At 67.9% G+C, this 17,439-nt stretch carries 13 protein-coding genes and 1 tRNA gene; 11 read left to right on the top strand and 3 right to left on the bottom strand.

Translation table 11 applies throughout. From position 1 onward, the window contains the following. Positions 1–42 precede the first annotated feature (42 nt). The 5 genes from ABZU52_RS07265 to ABZU52_RS07245 all read left to right on the top strand — a co-directional run bounded on the left by ABZU52_RS07265 (position 43) and on the right by ABZU52_RS07245 (position 4,028). Positions 43–1,644, top strand: coding sequence for an AMP-binding protein (locus ABZU52_RS07265; protein WP_354970193.1), 1,602 nt, complete (start codon positions 43–45; stop codon positions 1,642–1,644). Then, entirely contained in the window at positions 1,641–2,147 is a 507-nt protein-coding gene (locus ABZU52_RS07260) for a pyruvoyl-dependent arginine decarboxylase (protein ID WP_354970192.1), read from the top strand. The genes ABZU52_RS07265 and ABZU52_RS07260 overlap by 4 nt, the downstream gene beginning before the upstream one ends. After that, the gene (gene gntF / locus ABZU52_RS07255; protein WP_354970191.1) at positions 2,144–3,463 is read left to right on the top strand and encodes a guanitoxin biosynthesis pre-guanitoxin forming N-methyltransferase GntF; all 1,320 of its coding nucleotides are present in this window, start codon (positions 2,144–2,146) and stop codon (positions 3,461–3,463) included. Before ABZU52_RS07260 ends, gntF begins: the two co-directional genes overlap by 4 nt. Then, on the top strand, positions 3,436–3,666 hold the full coding sequence (locus tag ABZU52_RS07250) for a hypothetical protein (RefSeq protein ID WP_354970190.1): 231 nt from the start codon (positions 3,436–3,438) through the stop codon (positions 3,664–3,666). Before gntF ends, ABZU52_RS07250 begins: the two co-directional genes overlap by 28 nt. Before the next feature lie 289 nt (positions 3,667–3,955). Beyond that, a tRNA-Arg gene (locus ABZU52_RS07245) sits at positions 3,956–4,028 on the top strand. Between the two features lie 399 nt (positions 4,029–4,427). Here ABZU52_RS07245 and ABZU52_RS07240 read toward each other — a convergent pair. Continuing rightward, positions 4,428–6,401, bottom strand: coding sequence for a CHAT domain-containing protein (locus ABZU52_RS07240; protein ID WP_354970189.1), 1,974 nt, complete (start codon positions 6,399–6,401; stop codon positions 4,428–4,430). A gap of 455 nt (positions 6,402–6,856) precedes the next feature. Here ABZU52_RS07240 and ABZU52_RS07235 point away from each other — a divergent pair, with 455 nt between their 5' ends. Continuing rightward, positions 6,857–9,289 (top strand): tetratricopeptide repeat protein, encoded by a 2,433-nt coding sequence (locus ABZU52_RS07235; protein ID WP_354970188.1) that lies wholly within the window; start codon positions 6,857–6,859, stop codon positions 9,287–9,289. A gap of 22 nt (positions 9,290–9,311) precedes the next feature. Here the strand turns inward: ABZU52_RS07235 and ABZU52_RS07230 are convergent, their stop codons facing one another. Further along, the gene (locus ABZU52_RS07230; protein ID WP_354970187.1) at positions 9,312–10,412 is read right to left on the bottom strand and encodes a ThiF family adenylyltransferase; all 1,101 of its coding nucleotides are present in this window, start codon (positions 10,410–10,412) and stop codon (positions 9,312–9,314) included. Positions 10,413–10,760: 348 nt separating this feature from the next. Between ABZU52_RS07230 and ABZU52_RS07225 the strand changes: the two genes are divergently transcribed. The 5 genes from ABZU52_RS07225 (at position 10,761) to ABZU52_RS07205 (ending at position 16,774) form a co-directional block, all read left to right on the top strand. After that, positions 10,761–11,534, top strand: coding sequence for a hypothetical protein (locus tag ABZU52_RS07225; RefSeq protein WP_354970186.1), 774 nt, complete (start codon positions 10,761–10,763; stop codon positions 11,532–11,534). Next, positions 11,531–13,543 carry a CHAT domain-containing protein gene (locus tag ABZU52_RS07220; RefSeq protein ID WP_354970185.1) on the top strand — a complete coding sequence of 671 codons (2,013 nt, stop codon included), beginning with the start codon at positions 11,531–11,533 and terminating at the stop codon, positions 13,541–13,543. Before ABZU52_RS07225 ends, ABZU52_RS07220 begins: the two co-directional genes overlap by 4 nt. A 584-nt stretch (positions 13,544–14,127) precedes the next feature. Further along, on the top strand, positions 14,128–14,964 hold the full coding sequence (locus tag ABZU52_RS07215; RefSeq protein ID WP_354970184.1) for a CPBP family intramembrane glutamic endopeptidase: 837 nt from the start codon (positions 14,128–14,130) through the stop codon (positions 14,962–14,964). Continuing rightward, positions 14,964–16,118 (top strand): histidine kinase, encoded by a 1,155-nt coding sequence (locus ABZU52_RS07210; protein ID WP_354970183.1) that lies wholly within the window; start codon positions 14,964–14,966, stop codon positions 16,116–16,118. Before ABZU52_RS07215 ends, ABZU52_RS07210 begins: the two co-directional genes overlap by 1 nt. Further along, positions 16,115–16,774, top strand: coding sequence for a response regulator transcription factor (locus tag ABZU52_RS07205; RefSeq protein WP_354970182.1), 660 nt, complete (start codon positions 16,115–16,117; stop codon positions 16,772–16,774). Before ABZU52_RS07210 ends, ABZU52_RS07205 begins: the two co-directional genes overlap by 4 nt. Before the next feature lie 10 nt (positions 16,775–16,784). Here ABZU52_RS07205 and ABZU52_RS07200 read toward each other — a convergent pair whose 3' ends face one another. Further along, the gene (locus ABZU52_RS07200) at positions 16,785–17,381 is read right to left on the bottom strand and encodes an ATP-dependent Clp protease proteolytic subunit (RefSeq protein ID WP_354970181.1); all 597 of its coding nucleotides are present in this window, start codon (positions 17,379–17,381) and stop codon (positions 16,785–16,787) included. Between the last annotated feature and the right edge of the window lie 58 nt (positions 17,382–17,439).

Genomic DNA, 17,439 nt, shown 5'->3' with positions numbered 1-17,439 from the left:
CAGCGGCGAGCTGGTGCCGGTGCCGACGGTGAAGGAGTCACCATGGCAGTCGTCCACCCGTCCCGCAGCGACCTGCCCGACGTCCAGGTCGGCGGGACCACCGTGCCATCGCTCGTACTGCGGCACGCCGGCCGCCTCGGCGACAAGCCGGCCCTGATCGACGGCGCGACCGGCCGCACGATCAGCTACCGGCAACTCGCCACCGGGGTGGAGCGGGTCGCTGCCGGCCTGGTCGCCCGAGGGTTCGCGCCGGGTGACGTGCTGGCTCTCTATAGCCCCAACCTGCCGGAGTACGCCCTGGCGGCCTACGGAACGATGGCGGCCGGTGGCGTCGTGACCGGCGCCAACCCGATGCTCACCGTCGAGGAGCTGAGCGGCCAGCTCGCCGACGCCGGGTCGCGACTGCTGGTCACCGTGCCGCCGTTCCTGGACCGCGCGGTGGCCGCAGCCGAGCGCGCCGGCCTCGACGAGGTACTGGTCCTCGGGGACGCGGAGGGCGTGACGTCGTTCCGCGAACTGATCGCCCACCATCACCCGCCAGCGGAGGTGGCGAGCGACACCGACAGTGGGCTTGCTGCCCTGCCGTACTCGAGTGGCACCACCGGCCTGCCCAAGGGAGTGGAACTGACCCACGCGAGCCTGGTGACGAACGTCCGCCAGAGCCAGGCGGTGATGGGTTTCCGTGAGGACGACGTGGTGCTCGCCGCGGCGCCGTTCTTCCACGTCATGGGGTTCAACGTCGTGCTGCCGTGCAGTCTGGCGGCCGGCGCCACAGTGGTCACCCTGGCCCGCCTCGACTTCGAGGCTTTCCTTCAGGCGATACAGGAACACCGGGTGACGGTCGCGATCGTGTCACCGCCGATGGCCATGGCGCTGGCCCATCATCCACTGGTGGACGAGTACGACCTGTCCTCGCTGCGGAGCCTCGGCGTGGGTGCGGCACCTCTCGGCGCCGACGTGGAACACCGGTGCGCCGAGCGGCTCGGCTGTGTGGTCAGTCAAGGGCTCGGCATGACGGAGGCCACCGCCATGGTGGCCGTCGGTCCACTCGACCAGCCGCGGCGCGGGTCGGTCGGTCGTCTCGTGCCGAACACGGAGGCGCGCGTCGTCGACCCGGACAGCGGCGCCGACCTCGGTGCCGGGCGCGCCGGCGAACTGTGGATCCGCGGCCCGCAGGTCATGCAGGGCTACCACCACCGCACGGAGGCCACGGCAGCCACCGTCGACGTCGACGGGTGGCTGCACACCGGGGACCTCTGCTACTTCGACGACGACGGCTACCTGTACGTGGTCGACCGGCTCAAAGAACTGATCAAGTACGAGGGGTACCAGGTCGCGCCGGCCGAGTTGGAGCACCTGCTCCTCGCCCACCCGGCGGTCGCCGACGTGGCCGTGGTGCCACGGCCCGACCCGGACGCCGGTGAAGTGCCGGTCGCGTACGTGGTTCTGCGGGGACCGGCGACGGCGGACGAGCTTCTGACCTATGTGGCTGAGCGGGTCGCCCCCTACAAGCGGCTCCGCGCGGTCCGGTTCACCCCGTCGGTGCCGCGGGCGCCATCCGGCAAGCTCTCGCGCCGGGTGCTGGTCGAGGCCGAACGGGCCGGATCGGAAGAGGCACGGACAGCGGACGGCGGGCCGCGATGAACATCCTGGTGGCCGGGGCCGTCGGTCACGGCCCCACAACGCTCGCTGCCTTCGACGCCGCGCTGGTGGCGGCCGGTGTGGCCGACCGGAACCTGATCTACCTCAGCTCGGTGCTGCCACCGGCCAGCCTCGTCGAGCAGGTCGACCGGATCGGCCGTACACCGGGTGGTTGGGGTGACCGGCTGTACTGCGTGGTGGCCCAGGCGCGGACGGCGGTGCCGGATGCACAGGCCTGGGCCGGTCTCGGGTGGGTGCAGGACGCGTGCGGACGCGGGCTCCTGGTGGAACACGACGCCGAGGACGAGGCGAGCCTGCGGGGGCTGGTGACCGCCTCCCTGGACGCGCTGTGCCGCAACCGCGGCGTTCGTTTCCCGACGCGTGGCATCGAGGTCGCGGGAGCTCGCTGTACCGGGCAGCCGGTATGCGCGCTGGTGGTCGCGGTGTTCCAATCGACGGCCTGGGATCCGGGCCGACGAGCGGCCAGAGCGGCGGCACCGGTATGAACGCGGTCGGTGCGGCGCAGGTGGGTCGACCGGCGACCCGCCGCAAGTTCTGGAACTGGGTCGTCAGCCTCGCCGCCACCGCCGCATCGGCCTACGCCCTCGAGGTGAGCGTGGTGGCGACCGGCGGGTGCCTGGTGGCGTCCGGCCTGCTCAGTGGCCTCGACCACCGGGAGGCGGTGGCGTTCCTGGTCGCCAGCTACGTGCTCTGGGGGTTCGGCCTTCGTGCCGGTGTGCGGGCCAACGGGACGCTCCTGGCGACGACGGACACCAGCACCAACGTGCTGTCCAAAGCGGCGTACGACCTGCTCCGGCGCAGGACGAGCGGCGGCCGTGCACCGCGCCTGGCGGCGGCCCTCGGGTACGCAGGTACGGAGGTCGCCAAGGAGGTGCCCTACTACGCGGGCGCGTTCGGGGTGGCCGCCTTCAGCGACTCGATCACCTCCAACGAGGCACTCGTGTTCCTCGGCGGCGCGAACCTCGGCGCCGCCCTGTACGAGTACGGCCTCGCCCGTCTCACCCGAGCCGTGCTGCGGCGTCGCCGCCGGTACGCGTCATTCGACACGGACTGGGTACCAGCCGACTACCTCGCCGACTACTACCGCACGATCGAACCGGACGAGATCGCCACCATCGCGTTCCTCGTCGAGGCGATGCGCCACGCGGACCGCGGTCAACCCGTGTTGTTCTTCGGGGTGGGCCCCACCCTGCACCACGTGTTCGCGGCCGCCGAGGTGGCATCGGAGATCCATCTGGGCGACTACCTCCCGGCGAACCTCGGCGAGATCCAGCGGTGGATAGACCGGGATCCCGACGCCCACGACTGGCGACCGTTCGTCCGTTACACCCTGCGGTGCGAGGGGGTCCGCTGCCCGACCGACGAGGACGTGGCGACCCGCGAGGATCTCACCAGGAACAAGATCACTGCGCTGATCCGTGTGGACGGCCGGCAGCCCCACCCGGTGGACCGCCGCTACGCGACGGTGGTGAGCGCCTACTGCGCGGACTCCGCCACCGAGGACCGGGCGGTCTGGCAGCTCTTCATGCGCCACATCACCGACCTGGTCCGGCCCGGAGGTCTCTTCGTCACCGCGGCCCTGCGCCGATGCCGCGGCTACACCGTCGGGGGACGCACCTTTCCCGGGGCGGATGTCGACGAAAACGACCTCCGGGCAGTGCTGCGGCCCGAATTCGGGCCGCTGGACGGATCGATCGAGGTGCGGCAGGTCGCCCAGGAGCTGTCGCACGGCTATTCGGCGATCGTCCTGTGCCGGGCCCGCAAGCACCCAGGTTGGCGGCGAGCGGTTCAGCTGGCCTGACCCTGATCGGCGCCGCGACCACAGTGCCCCTGGTCGACGGCCGGGAATGCCGCTACGGCTGTCCGTCCCGGTTGACCAACGACGCATACGAGGGCGCACGCGCGGCGATGCGAGACTTCGTCGGTGGGCGCCCTGACGACGTCGTCTTCCTCGCCCCGGCGGACCTGACACGCGACAACGACGACCAGCCACCGCGCGGCTGATGGCGACCTGGCCGGACCCCCCCCGTGGGAGGCGGCGCCCAGCCGGGGGAGCGGTCAGCCCCACATGATCTTCGATGATGTGCGCGGTGTGTGCTCTTTAGCGAATGCCAACCGGGTGAACCGGTGTCAAACGCGGGTCACCGCGGCCGATCGCTGGTCGCAACCCGGGGTTCGTGCGCTCAGGGTGTGGTCCTGGGCTGGGAGAACGGGGATCCGGGAAACGTGGGTGAACGTGGGCGACTCCCTGCCACCCCAGGTGAACCCCCAGGTCGTTACACTGACCACTCGCGCCCCCGTAGCTCAGGGGATAGAGCATCGGTTTCCTAAACCGTGTGTCGCAGGTTCGAATCCTGCCGGGGGCACGTTACAGATCTGCAACAGCCGGCCGGATGCTTACCGTTCGTGGCTGCTTCGATTTTCCGCATAGACTCGTGGCGGCTTGGAGGCGGTTGGTGAGCCGCCTGCCCGAACCTGGCGCATCCTGGCTGGCCGTGCACCACCGCGTCGGCGTCGTCGAGCAGGCCGAACACTTCGGCGATCGCCTCGTCGTCAGGCTGACATATCGCACGCCTGTGCGGTTATCCGTCTTGGCTAGGTAGCCGTGCCACCCGCGGTGGATGCAGGAATCGAGCCGCGGCATGCCTGTCGGCCCGGAGCGGCCGCTGTGCGGGCGCCCTAAGCCCGCAAGCCTGAGCACGACGGCGGTCGCCCATGACCCCTTCATGCTTCAAGCGGTCGTCTCGAATGCTCGCCATGGACTATCACACCCGTCCATGCATTGCGAGGCCCCACCGGTGCTGTAAGCCGTCGGGCGCTGCTGTGCGCGCCTTGGCGACGGCGGTCGCGAGTCGCTCGCCGGCCGCAAGTGCCGTTACCACCTCGGCAACCACGGCGGCCGTTGATATCGTCGGTAGCGGCCACAGCCCGCCGACGACCGCGGAAACCCCGCTGATCATCATGGCAGCGGGCAGATTGATCGGAAACGACACCGGAGGCGCGTCCAGCGACCGGCACGACGCCACCAGCGCGGCACGCCCCCGGACGGCTTTCGCTAGTTGCAGCGCCGACAGCGATCCGATGCCGTGACCGGTGCGGAAGTTCAGACCCTTGCCACCGCCGTGTGCGAACACCAGTAATAGATCGCTCGGCGTGGTTAATTCGATGCCCAACTGGTCGCGCACCTCGATTTGACCCGAGTGGGCTGCCGCGTTCAGCGCGTCCCGTACTACATCGGCCTCCGTCATGTGGGGTTCGACCAGGGCCGTTACGCTGCGTACGACGCCGTCGAACGCTGGCAGTCGGGCATAGACCGACAGCGAAGGCGCCATGCTCACCACGGTGTCTCGAAACATCGATGCCGCCTGCCAGGGGACCGACCACAGTGCGCCGTCCGGAACGATCAGCACAGACTCGAGACCATCGCTGGCTAGTCGGTCGAGCAGCGCCGTAGGCAGGAGTGCGTTCACCAACTCGTCTACGTCAGCGGCTGTCACGGCCGACATGGCCACCGGTTCGCCACGTGCGACGGCATTGAGCAGCGCGGTGTGCCGCGCGTTGAGTATGGTCGACTTGACCGCGCCGGCATCAGGTGGCTCGATGAAGAAACTCAGCACAGCGCCGTGTCGCGCCGCGAACATGCGTTGGCGGCGCATGATCAGGACATGGCGGCCACCCAGCCCGCGAATGCAGGAAGGCAGGTCGGGCCAAACGGGGTGCGTCTGCGCCGCCGCAGCAAGTCTGGCCTGCGTGACGGCCGGCAGGTCGCCGTCCTGCGCCCCCAGCGCCACCTCGGATAGTCCGGCGTCGGCCAACGCCTCCATGAGCTCAGCGAGAACGTTCACGGAAGCAGGCGTCGCGTCGGTCTTCAACAGATCGGCGACCACGTCTATGCCGGCTCTGGCCACCGGGGGTACTTGGCCGTAGCGTTGCCGACCTCGCAGTTCGGCGAGCGCTATCGTGAGCCCCCGCCGGGCGCCGTCTACGTCCACGTCGGGACCCGACATCGCGGCTACAGCGGCTTGCAGACCACCGATGAGGGTGTCGCCGGTGTCACGGTGTACGTCGGCGAACTCATTCGCCAGCGCCGCCGCCGCGCTCTGGCGATCACCGGCGCGGACCGCTTCGCCCACTATTGACATGGTCCGGTTGGCGTCCGGATGAAGGGTCGGTCGCAGTTGCTCGGCCTGCCGGGCCCTGGGATCGTCGGGTGGTAGACGATCGGTTATTGCGTAGGCAGCGAGCACATCTGCGCGATCCTGCGTGAACAGCGCGAGTGTCAGTCTGGCTGCCGCCTCCTGCGACGGGGTAAGTTCGGCGCGGCGGGAAATGGCTCGCTCCGCAGCCCACCGACCCAGCCGGTCCTGGTCGATCCGCTGTGCCGAGATCGCGACAGCAACAAGATCCGGTCCCGGCCGATCACTTGTCCTCCGTTCGACGAGCAGCGCAAGCGAAACGGCGGCGAGCAGCACCTCTGCGGGAAGGATGCGGGCCCGCAACAGCGCGCGGGCGGAGGCGACCGCCTCTCGGGCGAGCGCAGTGGTCAGGTCAGCATCGGGCCGATATGCGGCATAGACGCCGCCGACGGCCGCCGTCAGTATGTCGACGTCATTACCCTGCGTCTGGAGGCTCAGTAGGATCCTGCGGGCCGTCTCGGCGTCGGAGGGTTGCCCGTAGCCGAGGCAGTGGCGGCACAGCACCTCGGCAAGCGCCGCAGGCAACACATCGTCGGGGGCCACGAGTCGATTCTGCCGCACGGGAGGCGTGTACCCGCGCCTGCTCCCAGGTGCGGTTGGTGATCCGCATACCAGCGGACATTAACCTCCATCCCTCGCCAACAGTTGACCAACGTGTCGCTCCTCTTGCTGATCTTGTTGTCGGCCGACAGTGGCGGCGTGGATGCGGCGCCTGTACTGCGGCGTCCGCGCGCCCTGCGCCGGCAGCCGAGAACCTTCGTAACGAGCGAAATGGCGGCGGCGGTGGTGCCGAGAGCGCCGGTGATGATCGAGACCCACTCCTGCATGAGTGTCCTTTCTCGCGTTGTAGATGTCAGCATGAGCCGTGGTGCGTACCACGCAGCGTGCGCTGGTGTGCGCTCTTCGGCCATGGCCCGCTGAGGTGGCCATACGTCGCCGCACAGCGCACACTAGGGACACGAACAGAGCACGCTCCTCACGGAGGTCGTCGTAGCCGCATGGGCGAAAACCGAGGCCAACCGATCGATACCTCCGGATGGCCGCAGGGTGGCGCCCATCGCGCGTGGCTGTCCTTCTGCGAGGATCTGCATCGCCGCAACGGCTTCCCCAGCCGCCGAGAACTGGCCACCGCCATGGGCCTGACGTCTGCCACACGGGTGAATGACATTCTTCGGGGACGCCGCTGGCCAGCCGACGAGGAACAGGCGCGGCGCCTACTGATCGCGCTCGGCGGCGTAGCCTCCGAGATTGACCAAGGTCTGCGCCGCTTTCGGGAAGCTCGTCGCGTGCGCCGGCCTGCGCCGCCGCAGAACAGTCAGGGCGACGGCTACCTGCAACCGATCCCGGCGGCGGACACGCGCGAGGCGGCGATCCCACGCCGGTCTGTTGCCGAGGCGCCGGTGGTGCCCCGACAGCTTCCACCGGCGCCGCGCACATTCGTGGGACGTGCCGATGAACGTGCCGAACTGGACGCTGTGTTGCGTTCCGTGACCGAGCACTCCGCCGTTTCGGCGACGATCATCACGGTGGACGGAACTGCGGGTGTGGGCAAAACGAGTCTGGTCGTGTGGTGGGGTCACCAGGTTCAGGACCGTTTTCCCGACGGCACGCTGTTCGCCGACCTGGGCGGCCACGGTCCAGGCGCCCCAGTGGAGCCGTCCTTGGCGCTCAGCGCGTTCGTACAGGCTCTCGGATTGCCGGAGCACCGCGAGCCACGCGGGCTGGATGCCCTGGTCAGAGCCTACCGGTCTTTGCTCGCAGGGCGACGCGTCCTGGTTGTGTTGGACAACGCCGCGGACGTGGATCAGGTCAGGCCATTGTTGCCCACGTCCACCGGTTGTCTGGCCGTGGTCACCAGCCGTGGTGTGTTGACCAGCCTGTCCGTCGTCGAAGGTGCCCATCGGATCGGCATCGGTTTGTTCACTCAGCACGAGGCCGAGGAGTTGGTTCGTGTATCCGTGGGAACGGACCGCGCGGCTGCCGAACCCTCTGCTGTTGCCGAGCTCGTTCGGTTGTGTGCGCGCTTACCCTTGGCGTTGCGTGTGGCGACGGCTCGTATTGCCACCCGGCGGCGCGTGCCGATAAGCGATCACGTGGCCGACCTCGGCCAAGCCGGCCAATTGCTGGAAATGTTGGGCTGCACCGGCGACGAGCGCATCGCGGTGCGCACGCTCTTCGACTGGTCGTACAAGCAGCTCGATGCTGCACAAGCACGGTTGTTTCGCCGCCTCGGACTGCATCCAGCTCTGGAATTCAGCGAGTACGCCGCCGCCGCGCTCACCGGGGTCGACAAGACAACGGCCTACCGCAGGCTCGAGTCGCTGGTCGATCTTCATTTGGTGGAGACGGTCTACCGGGGGCGGTATCGCATGCACGCGCTACTGCACGTTTACGCTGCGGAGCGTGCAGCCACGGAGGACCCCGCATACAAGCGTCATGAGGCCCTCGTAGCAGTGCTCGACTGGTATGCGTACACCGCAACGACCGCGGACCGGCTGGTCTTTCCCGCACATCCGGCTGTCGACGTCACTTTGAAGCCAGTCCCTGTGCCATCGCCGTGCACGGACCGCGCCAGCGCGTGGGCGTGGTTGACCAGGGAGTACTCCACTCTGCTCGAGGTGCTGAGCCACACTTCGGACCACGGCCGGCACCAGACGACGGTCGTGCTCGCGGCGGCGATGAGGTTCCTCGCATTGAAGCCGCCCGCATTGTGGCAGGCGCGTCTGGAGGCTGATTCCTACGGTCTGACCGCTGCGAAGGCCATCGGCGACCGTATGTCGGAGGCGATCTTCTATCGTCGTCGGGCGGATACCTATCAGATGCTCGGACACTGGGAAGATTCAAAGGCCGATCTCGAGCGGAGTCTAGCGCTGGCGACCGCGGAAGAGGACTCTGTGCTGCGCGGCGAAGCATTGTGCGGCCTGGGGCGTAACTACAAACTCCAACGACGTTACGAGGAAGCACTAGTCTGTTACCAGCAGGCGCTGCCGTTGGTCCGGGGCACACGCACCGGCTATGTCGAAGCGGTCGTCGAGTCGAACCTCAGCCAGCTCTGCATACAACTGGGCCTTCTCAAGGACGCCGTCCGGCATGCCGAACGCGAGCTGCGGCTCCGACGCCATTCCGGGGATGTCGTGGGCGAGGCATACGCTATGCATGGCCTTGCCACCGCATGGCAGAAGCTCGGTGACCACGCGGCCGCGGCGAGGCTCGGCGAGCGAGCCGTCGAGATCTTCCGGTCGGCCGCGGGCGTCGAGCGCTACCTGGCCTCCGCGCTCGAAACTACAGCGGAAGCCCTCATATGCCTGGATGCTCCGGAGCGGGCTGCGATGTACTTGCATGAGGCAGCGGCAATACTTGCTGACACCGACGACCCGCGTGCCAACGACCTGCGGCTGCGCGCGTGTGGGCTCCGCCGTAGCCAGTTGTAGTGCGTTGGCCTGCGTTGACCGGTCACCTCCGTGACCGGCACGACGGACAACGCGGATATGGCGTGTCGAGTGCGATGACCGGCACGCTTGTCAGATCGACGAGGTTGAACGCGAACTCCCGGTTAGTTTGCAGCGCGGGGACGCCAGTGATCAAACTAATCGCGGCGTGCGCCGCGAAGTTCCCGGCGAACCCGGCGCTGGTCGCGTTAGCCGCCTGCTCGTAGGCGGAAGCGATGCCGGGTATCCATTCGGTCCGTTCAGGTAGCTCCTCCTGACGCGCCTGCCTCGCGGCCGGTAAGCAATCGGAGCACGGTCCCGCGCTCGGGCGATACAACCCGACGGTGACCAACGGACCGTGGTAGCCAGCGTGGACCCATGGCGTGCCGGTGTCAAGGCACGCGCGATTCGTCCAGGAGCGGATGTCCCGAGGCCGGTCTGCCGCGAGCACCACGACATCGAAGCCCGCAGCAAGGTCACGCAGGGCCTCCGGACCGTCAACGTCACGGCACTCGCCCGTGACCTCGACAGAAGAGTTGTACGTGCGCAACCTGGGTACCGCCACGTCGATCTTGAGCGTTCCGACGTCCGCGTCGGCGTACAGGATCTGTCGGTTAAGGTTGGACCGCTCAATAACGTCGCGGTCGACGCAGTGAAGCCGCCCGACGCCGGATAGTACGAGGTTCAACGCGACGACGCACCCGGCTCCGCCGATACCCACGAGAGCCACCTTCGCCCCACCCAGCAGGACCTGTGTCTCCCATCCTGTACGGCGTGGTGTCAGATCCATCCACTGAGACAAGGCCCGGCTCCGGCCGTAACGCCGCCGGGCCGCCGGGGCCAGACGACTCGCCGGTTCGTCGGCATCCTCGACATGCCCCGCGATCATCAGGTCCTCGATGGCGGCACGCACCAAGCGCTGAGACCGGTGGGGGAACAACCGCGTCAGTTCTTCCGCCACCTCGTCGGTGGTCCGCGAACCGTCCAGGAGGTTGAGCAACTCCCACGCCCACCCGTCGGGATCGATCAGGTCACGCCTGATACCTGGTACGAGTCCGCCGATCCGGATAAGGCTCGGGCCGTAGCGGACGGGACGGTGCGGGTACTTGATTCTCGGCCGGCGCATCGTGGCCTCTACGAGTCGACCGTGTCGGGGCAGTACATCGCCTCGTACTCGGACTCGACGAACGTGAGGACCATGAACCCGGGCGTGGTTCGACGCGCCGCCTGGTTGTGGCGAGCCGGGTAAACTGCGGTCGTCGGGGAAACAGTCAGTTCGGAAGGACTCCGATGAGGCCGCAGGCTCATGAATTCGGCGGACAGGTCCATCGCGGCTTCTCCATCGCTACCTGGGTCCGTGACTCCGTGTCGCGAACGGCAACCATGGAGAACCTCCCAGCGTTTCCGCGCGTTTCCGTGTTTCCGTAGGTTTTCGCTTCTTTCCAGAAAAGCATAGAAAGGCGATCCGGCCGGAGTGGACGATTTGGCAGCCGCACGAGCGGCACACAATGCCGCTGTTGCTCGTAAGGACGAAGCCCTCGCGAACCTGAGGGAAGCAGGCATCCAGGCGAGGCTTGCAATTGATGAGCTGGACGACACGCTGGGCAACATCGCGAAGAAGAACGGGTTGCTTCCAGCCACGTTGACGAGGTTGAATCCAAGCCGGATAGACGGTTCGTGGAGCCCACACGGAATCGAGATCTACGAGACGATCGACAAGATCACTTACGGTAGGTACCGGCTTGTCGAGTTGCGTCGAGCATTCGACAACGCCAAAGAGGAAGCGAAGCGTGCGGAGACGACCGTCTCCCTTGCGGAGGCGCGGACGGACGGGAAGCACGCCGCGCGAATGGCCTCGGCCACCGCTCAGGCGGTGGACAGTCAACTGGTGATCGACGATGTGCTGGTCGACCGGCGGTCTGACCGAGTCGTGCTCGACGTCAGGGTGCGCAACGCCGGAGAGCGTGCAGTCAACATCACCCGCGTCGCGGTCAGGATCACTGAGCGGACTCGGTTCCTAGCCTCGTACCCGGTGACCGCCCACTACGATCTGCGGGTGGATGGCGACTACAACGAGGTCGATGTCGCTCATCACGTCAAGCCGGACGACGTGGACAGGTTTACGCTCACGCTTGGGTTCGCGGAACCAGAAATCGGTCATGTGTTCACCGCGGAGCTGGTCGTGCGCTTCAACCGCGACCACGTCGCCGTCTCGACGTCCTTCACCTTCGACTCCTGCTTCGAATGACCCGCGAATACCAGAACTCGCAGATCGGCGAGATCACTGCGACTATGACGGCGGTGTGCACGCTCCTGGTGCGCCGATGCCTTGGCACGGCCAGGCTCGCGGACGCCGACGCGGCTCGCCGTCTCTCGCGGCACCTGGTGCAGATCGGCGCACCAACGGAGATCATGGCCATCGCTACCGTCGGGGTGTGGGCCGGATATCGCCCCGATGACGAGCTTGATGACGACGTACTGCGTGAGGTTGCCGAGGTGACCAGAGTGGTCGCGGGGTCCTACGAGCACGAGGGCCTGACCATGCTGGCGGCGGTGACCCTGGTTCTCCTCGTACGTCGAGGATGCTCGGACAACCCGGCGTACGACCTGGTGCTCGCGGCGCAGGCACTGTGGTCGTCGGAGCACCACGACCTGGCGGCGTCGGCCTGCCGCGACGCGCTCGCGTCGCCGCCGCTTGCGCCGCTCGACGAGGCAACGGCGCTCATGCTTCTCGCCCGGATCACCAACGACGCGGACGACGTCGCGCGGCTACGCGCGGCAAGCAGGGAATGGCCGGCCGACATCGCGGCAAAGGTAGACGTCCACAACGTGGTGGTGCGCTCTGAAAGCCGAGACGACCGGCTCTGGGACCGTGCCCGCGACGCCGCCATGCGCGGTGATCGGCCCGAGGCGGGGCGCCTGATGACCGAAGCAACCGCCTACCTGCTCGATCAGAGCTCTCGGGACCGGGACTTTCTGGAGGGTCTCCGGCGCGCATTCCTCGCGATGTCGAGGCCGGTGGTCGATGTCGGGAACCTTAGGAGGGGGCTCATCGAAGTCATCCGGCAGGTGCGCGCCCGGCAGCGGTTCGGGAATATACCGCCCGCCGCGCGCAGCGCGCTGGAGCTGCTGATCCTCATTTTAATGAGCGACGAGAACGAGGCCAGGGGCAGCGTACTCGCCGAGTTGCTGGAGGCGCTCGCCGACGCGGGCCTCTCTGAGGTCGACCTGCCGATGTCCGAGGGGCTGCCCCACGTTGCCGAGGCCGATCTCGCTGAAAAGGCAAGGCATTTCTCGCTGTGGCCGGACCTGCGCGCGTGCGTGGACGGCCTGGGCGGCAACTTCTGCTTGTTGACCCGCAGGGTCGGCGGAGGGCGCTCAACCGCCGAGCGGTGGATCACGATGTTCATTTCTCCACCAGACGGCGTCCTAATCAGGTCGCACTCCCTCGCTCCGGAGCGCGCCGCCGTCCTGGACCGGTTGAATCCCCGCACCGGGCCGGTCTCCCACCTCTCCCAGACCGAACTCGACGATATCGTGAACGCGTTCCTGCACCGCAAGGCTGTAGACATGCTGCTAGCTCAGCCGGCCAGGGGCCTAGTCGTGATACCGGACGGACCGCTGTGGAGCGTCCCCTGGCAGGCAACGTCCCTCCTTCGGTCCAGACCCACCACCATTGCGCCGTCCATGACCCTCTACTCCACACTACCCAAGCAGTCTCCTGCGCGAGTCCGATCGGTCGTGGCCCTCATCGACATGACGGTCCAAGACGCGGGTCTCGTCCGGGTTGCGCTGTCCTCGGCGCAACACCAAGGCCTCCTAGACGTCGACTGTAGCCCGGCCGCGCTAGACCAGGAGTGCGACCTGCTCATTGTGCTGGCTCACGGCACCGGCGACGGCCTGTCGTTGCAAATCGGCATAGGCGGCGGCCTGACCGCCCACGATGTCGCCCGCCGCATGCGAGCCAGAAGCGCCCTGGTCGCGTGTTGTGGCTCAGCGAAGGCACCTCCCGTGGCACTGCCGATCAACCTGCCCGTAAGCCTCCTCATGAGGGGCTGCACGCACTGCGTCGGCGGAATCTGGCTGTTGCCCCAAGCACCCACATCACACCTTGTCGCCTCCATAATCACCCACATCTCAACCGGTCGTACCCTCACCGATGCCCTCAACCTGGCAAGAGCCGACTCCCCGAACCTCCTCGACGACTGGGGCCTGGCCTCAACGGGCTTCATCGACCAATGGGTTGAAACCGAGTGACGTGCCTGACGTTTCTGCATGGCACCGGCAGGTCCTGGCCAGAGCGCAGTGGCCGTGTACCCAGCCGGGCGGCATCCAACGCTGTGATGTGTCGACCGACCTCAGTGACGAAACCTCTCAGGTCCGGGCAGCTCAGCATCGGCCCCTCCCTTGCCGCGGACGGCTGTTGGCGAGTAAGGAGCGGGCGCACCCGTCACAGGCCTCGATGGTCCTTCTGGTTACTCGAGTAGCAATCCTCTTCGGACCGAGCGCCAAGAAGGGTCGATGATCTCTGGCTAACCGTGTGCCGGAGGGACCAACCTGCAACACGCTAGAGCGGCGAATGAGCAGGTCATACTAGATGAAAGAGCAGGTCAGCCCTCGTGGATCACGGTTGGCCGATGCAGGTTTGTCTCTACCCGGGGGCACCTCGATACGCAGCCGAAACGCCGTCTGGCATACGTGAAACGGCGCAAACGGGCCCTTGTCCCCCGTGCGAGCTACCCGCAAGTGTCCACCGCACGGTGACGATTCCTGACCGACGGCTCCATAGCGTTTGACGTGGCCGCTGCGCCTCAGCCGCGGTTCTCGTCGAGGGAGTCATCATGCGCTTGTTGAAACAGCTCGTGGCCGTTGCGGCGGTTGCCTTCGTCGGTGGTCAGGCCATCGTCGCGGTGCAGGGGAACGTCTGGCTCACGCTGGTCATCGGTGGGTTGACGGCCGTGGTCGCGGTCCTCGTGTACGGGTGGGTGGTACGCCGTACGGAGCGCCGGGAGGTCGCGGAGCTGGCGCGAGCCGGTGCCGGTGCTCGGATCGGCCGGGGGGCGCTGATCGGGTTCGGGATGTTCGCCGCGGTGATCGTGAACATCGCCTTCGTCGCGGACTACGACGTTCGCGGCCTGGGCTCGGTCACTGGCGCGTTGGCGTTGTTCGGGTTCATGGCCGCCGTCGCCGTGACCGAGGAGTTGCTGTTCCGGGGTGTGTTGTTCCGCATTGTCGAGGAGCGGATGGGTACCTGGATCGCACTGCTGCTCACCGGCGTGGTGTTCGGCCTGATGCACCTGTCCAACTCCGATGCCAGCGCGTGGGGTGCGATCTGCGTCGCGGTGGAGGCCGGGTTCATGCTCGCCGCCTGCTACGCCGCCACCCGCAACCTGTGGGTGCCGATCGGCCTGCACTTCGGCTGGAACTTCGCCGCCGGCGGCATCTTCAGCGTGGTGGTCTCCGGCAACGGTCGGTCCGAGGGTCTGCTGGACACCGCGATGTCCGGCCCGACGCTGGTAACCGGCGGCGACTTCGGCCCGGAGGGAAGCCTGTACACGGTGGCGGCGGGTGTGGTGCTGACCCTGGTGTTCCTGTGGTTGGCTCACCGCCGCGGTCACATCGTCCCGCGTCGCCGACGTGCGGTCGGTGTTCAGCCGGCGACGGCTACGGTTTCCTGATGGTCGACCTTCGGACGATCCCGGGCTCGTGGCGGCGGTGGCCCGTCACGGTCCGGGATCTCCCGTTGGCGCTGCTGTTCGCCCTCGCGTCGGTGGCGCCGGCGCTGCGCGACCAGGGTACGCAGCTCGGTGATCTGCCGGCGCGCCCCTTCGACGCGGTGACCGTCGCGGTGGTCGCCCTGGAGTGCCTCCCGCTGGCTGTGCGCCGACGCTGGCCTGCCCTCTGCCTCGCCCTGGTGTCGCTCGGCTTCGTGATCGACCAGTTGCGCGCCTATCACACGGTCTCGGGTTCCGCGCTGGCCATCGCGCTGGTGAGCGCGGGAGTGCACCTGGATCGTCGGCGGCGTACCACAATGGTCCTGGGCTCCGCCGCGTACGTGGCACTGGCCGTGGCTCTCGACCGGCAGGGGTCGACCGAGGGCGTGGCCGGGTTCTCCATCTTCTACCTGTTGCTGGTCCTTGCCTGGGGCATCGGATCCTGGTTGCGGCAGGCCCGGTCCGCCGAAGCCGAACGCCGTCGCCATGCCGCACTGACCGCCCGCGCCGCCGAACGCACCCGCATCGCCAGCGAACTCCACGACATCGTCACCCACCATGTGACGGCGATGGTCGTGCAGGCCGAGGCGGCCCGCTATTTGACCGCCGCCCCGGAACGCCTCGACACGACCCTGACCGCCATCACCGACACCGGCCGGCGGGCCATCACGGACCTGCGTCAGCTGCTCGATCTGCTCAACCCCGATCACGGCGCCGATCCGCGTACGCCGTCCGTCGGCGAACTCCGCGCCCTCGTCGAGCAGACCCGGCAGGCCGGGCAGCCGGTGGAGTTCGCCGAGGAGGGCAGCCCGGCGGGCACGACCGGCGGTGCCGAGGTGGTGGCCTACCGGGTGGTGCAGGAGGCGTTGACGAATGCCCTCAAGTACGCCCACGGCGTCCGCACCATTGTTCACGTGCACCACGGCGAGAGGGAGACCACTGTGCAGGTCAGCACCGAAGGCTCGGGCTCGTACTCCGGGGGCCCCGGCGGGAGTGGGCGCGGCCTCGCGGGGCTTCGCGAGCGCGTCGGCGTGCTGGGTGGTGAGTTCAGCGCGGAACGGCGCGCGGACGGCGGATTCGACGTGTCGGCCCGCATCCCCACCGGGAGCCCGTCGTGACGACAGCGATTCGGGTGCTGGTCTGCGACGACCAGGCGCTGATCCGCACCGGCTTCGCGACGATCATCGACGCGCAGCCCGATCTTGAGGTGGTGGGCGAGTGTGGCGACGGGCGTGCCGCCGTCGACCTCGCCGGCCGGGTGCACCCCGACGTGGTCGTGATGGACGTACGGATGCCGGTGCTCGACGGCATCAAGGCGACCCGCCTGCTGGCCGGCGCCGGAGTGGCCCGGCCCGTCAAGGTGCTGGTGGTGACGACGTTCAACCTCGACGAGTACGTGTACGAGGCGCTGCGCGCGGGGGCAAGCGGGTTCCTGCTCAAGGACGCCCCTCCGGCCCAACTGCTGCACGGTATCCGCACCGTCGCGAGCGGCGCGGCGCTGCTGGCGCCCGAGGTGACCCGGCAACTCGTGGGCAGGTACGCCGCGCGGATCCGTCCCGCCGAGGGCACGCCCCAGGACGTCGGGCTGACCCCGCGTGAGCTGGAGGTGTTGCGCCTCCTCGCCAACGGCCTGTCCAACAGCGAGATCGCCGCGACGTTGGTGATCAGCCAGGAGACCGTCAAGACGTACGTCTCGCGCATCCTCACCAAGCTCGACCTGCGCGACCGGGTGCAGGCCGTGGTCTACGCCTACCGCGCGGGTCTGGCAACGTAGCGGCCGGGCGTCACGTCGGCAGCTGTTCGGCCCGGGTGACCACCTGGTCGATGAGGCCGTACTCCCGGGCCTGCTCCGCGGTGAACCAACGGTCCCGGTCCCAGTCGCGCTGGATCTCGTCGAGCGTCCGACCACTGTGCTGGGCGATCAGCTCCTGCATCGTCCGCTTCACGTGCAGCATGTTCTCCGCCTGGATGGTGATGTCGGCGGCCGTCCCGCCCATTCCGCCGGACGGCTGGTGCATCATGATCCGTGAGTGCGGCAGCGCGTACCGCTTGCCGGCCGCACCCGCACAGAGCAGGAACTGCCCCATCGAGCCGGCGAACCCGAGCGCGAGCGTCGCCACGTCGTTGCGGACGTAACGCATCGTGTCGTAGACCGCCATCCCCGCGCTCACCGAACCGCCCGGCGAGTTGATGTAGAGGTAGATGTCCCGATCGGCGTCCTCGGCGGCCAGCAGCAGGATCTGGGCGCAGATCTGGTTGGCCGACTCTTCGGTCACCTCGGTGCCGAGGAAGACGATCCGCTCCCGCAGCAGCCGCTCGAACACATGATCACCGAAGGATGGTTGCCCACCGTCCAGCATCTGTACGCCGTACCTCATCATGTGCCGCCGCCCTCCACCGTGCCGGCGGGCGGCGGGGACCGCCCGGTGGACCGGCCCC

This window comes from Micromonospora sp. NPDC005220 (assembly GCF_040607895.1).
Taxonomy (GTDB): Bacteria; Actinomycetota; Actinomycetes; order Mycobacteriales; family Micromonosporaceae; genus Micromonospora.
The sequence above is the reverse complement of the archived record's forward strand: the minus strand, read 5'-3'. Positions and strand labels throughout refer to the sequence as shown.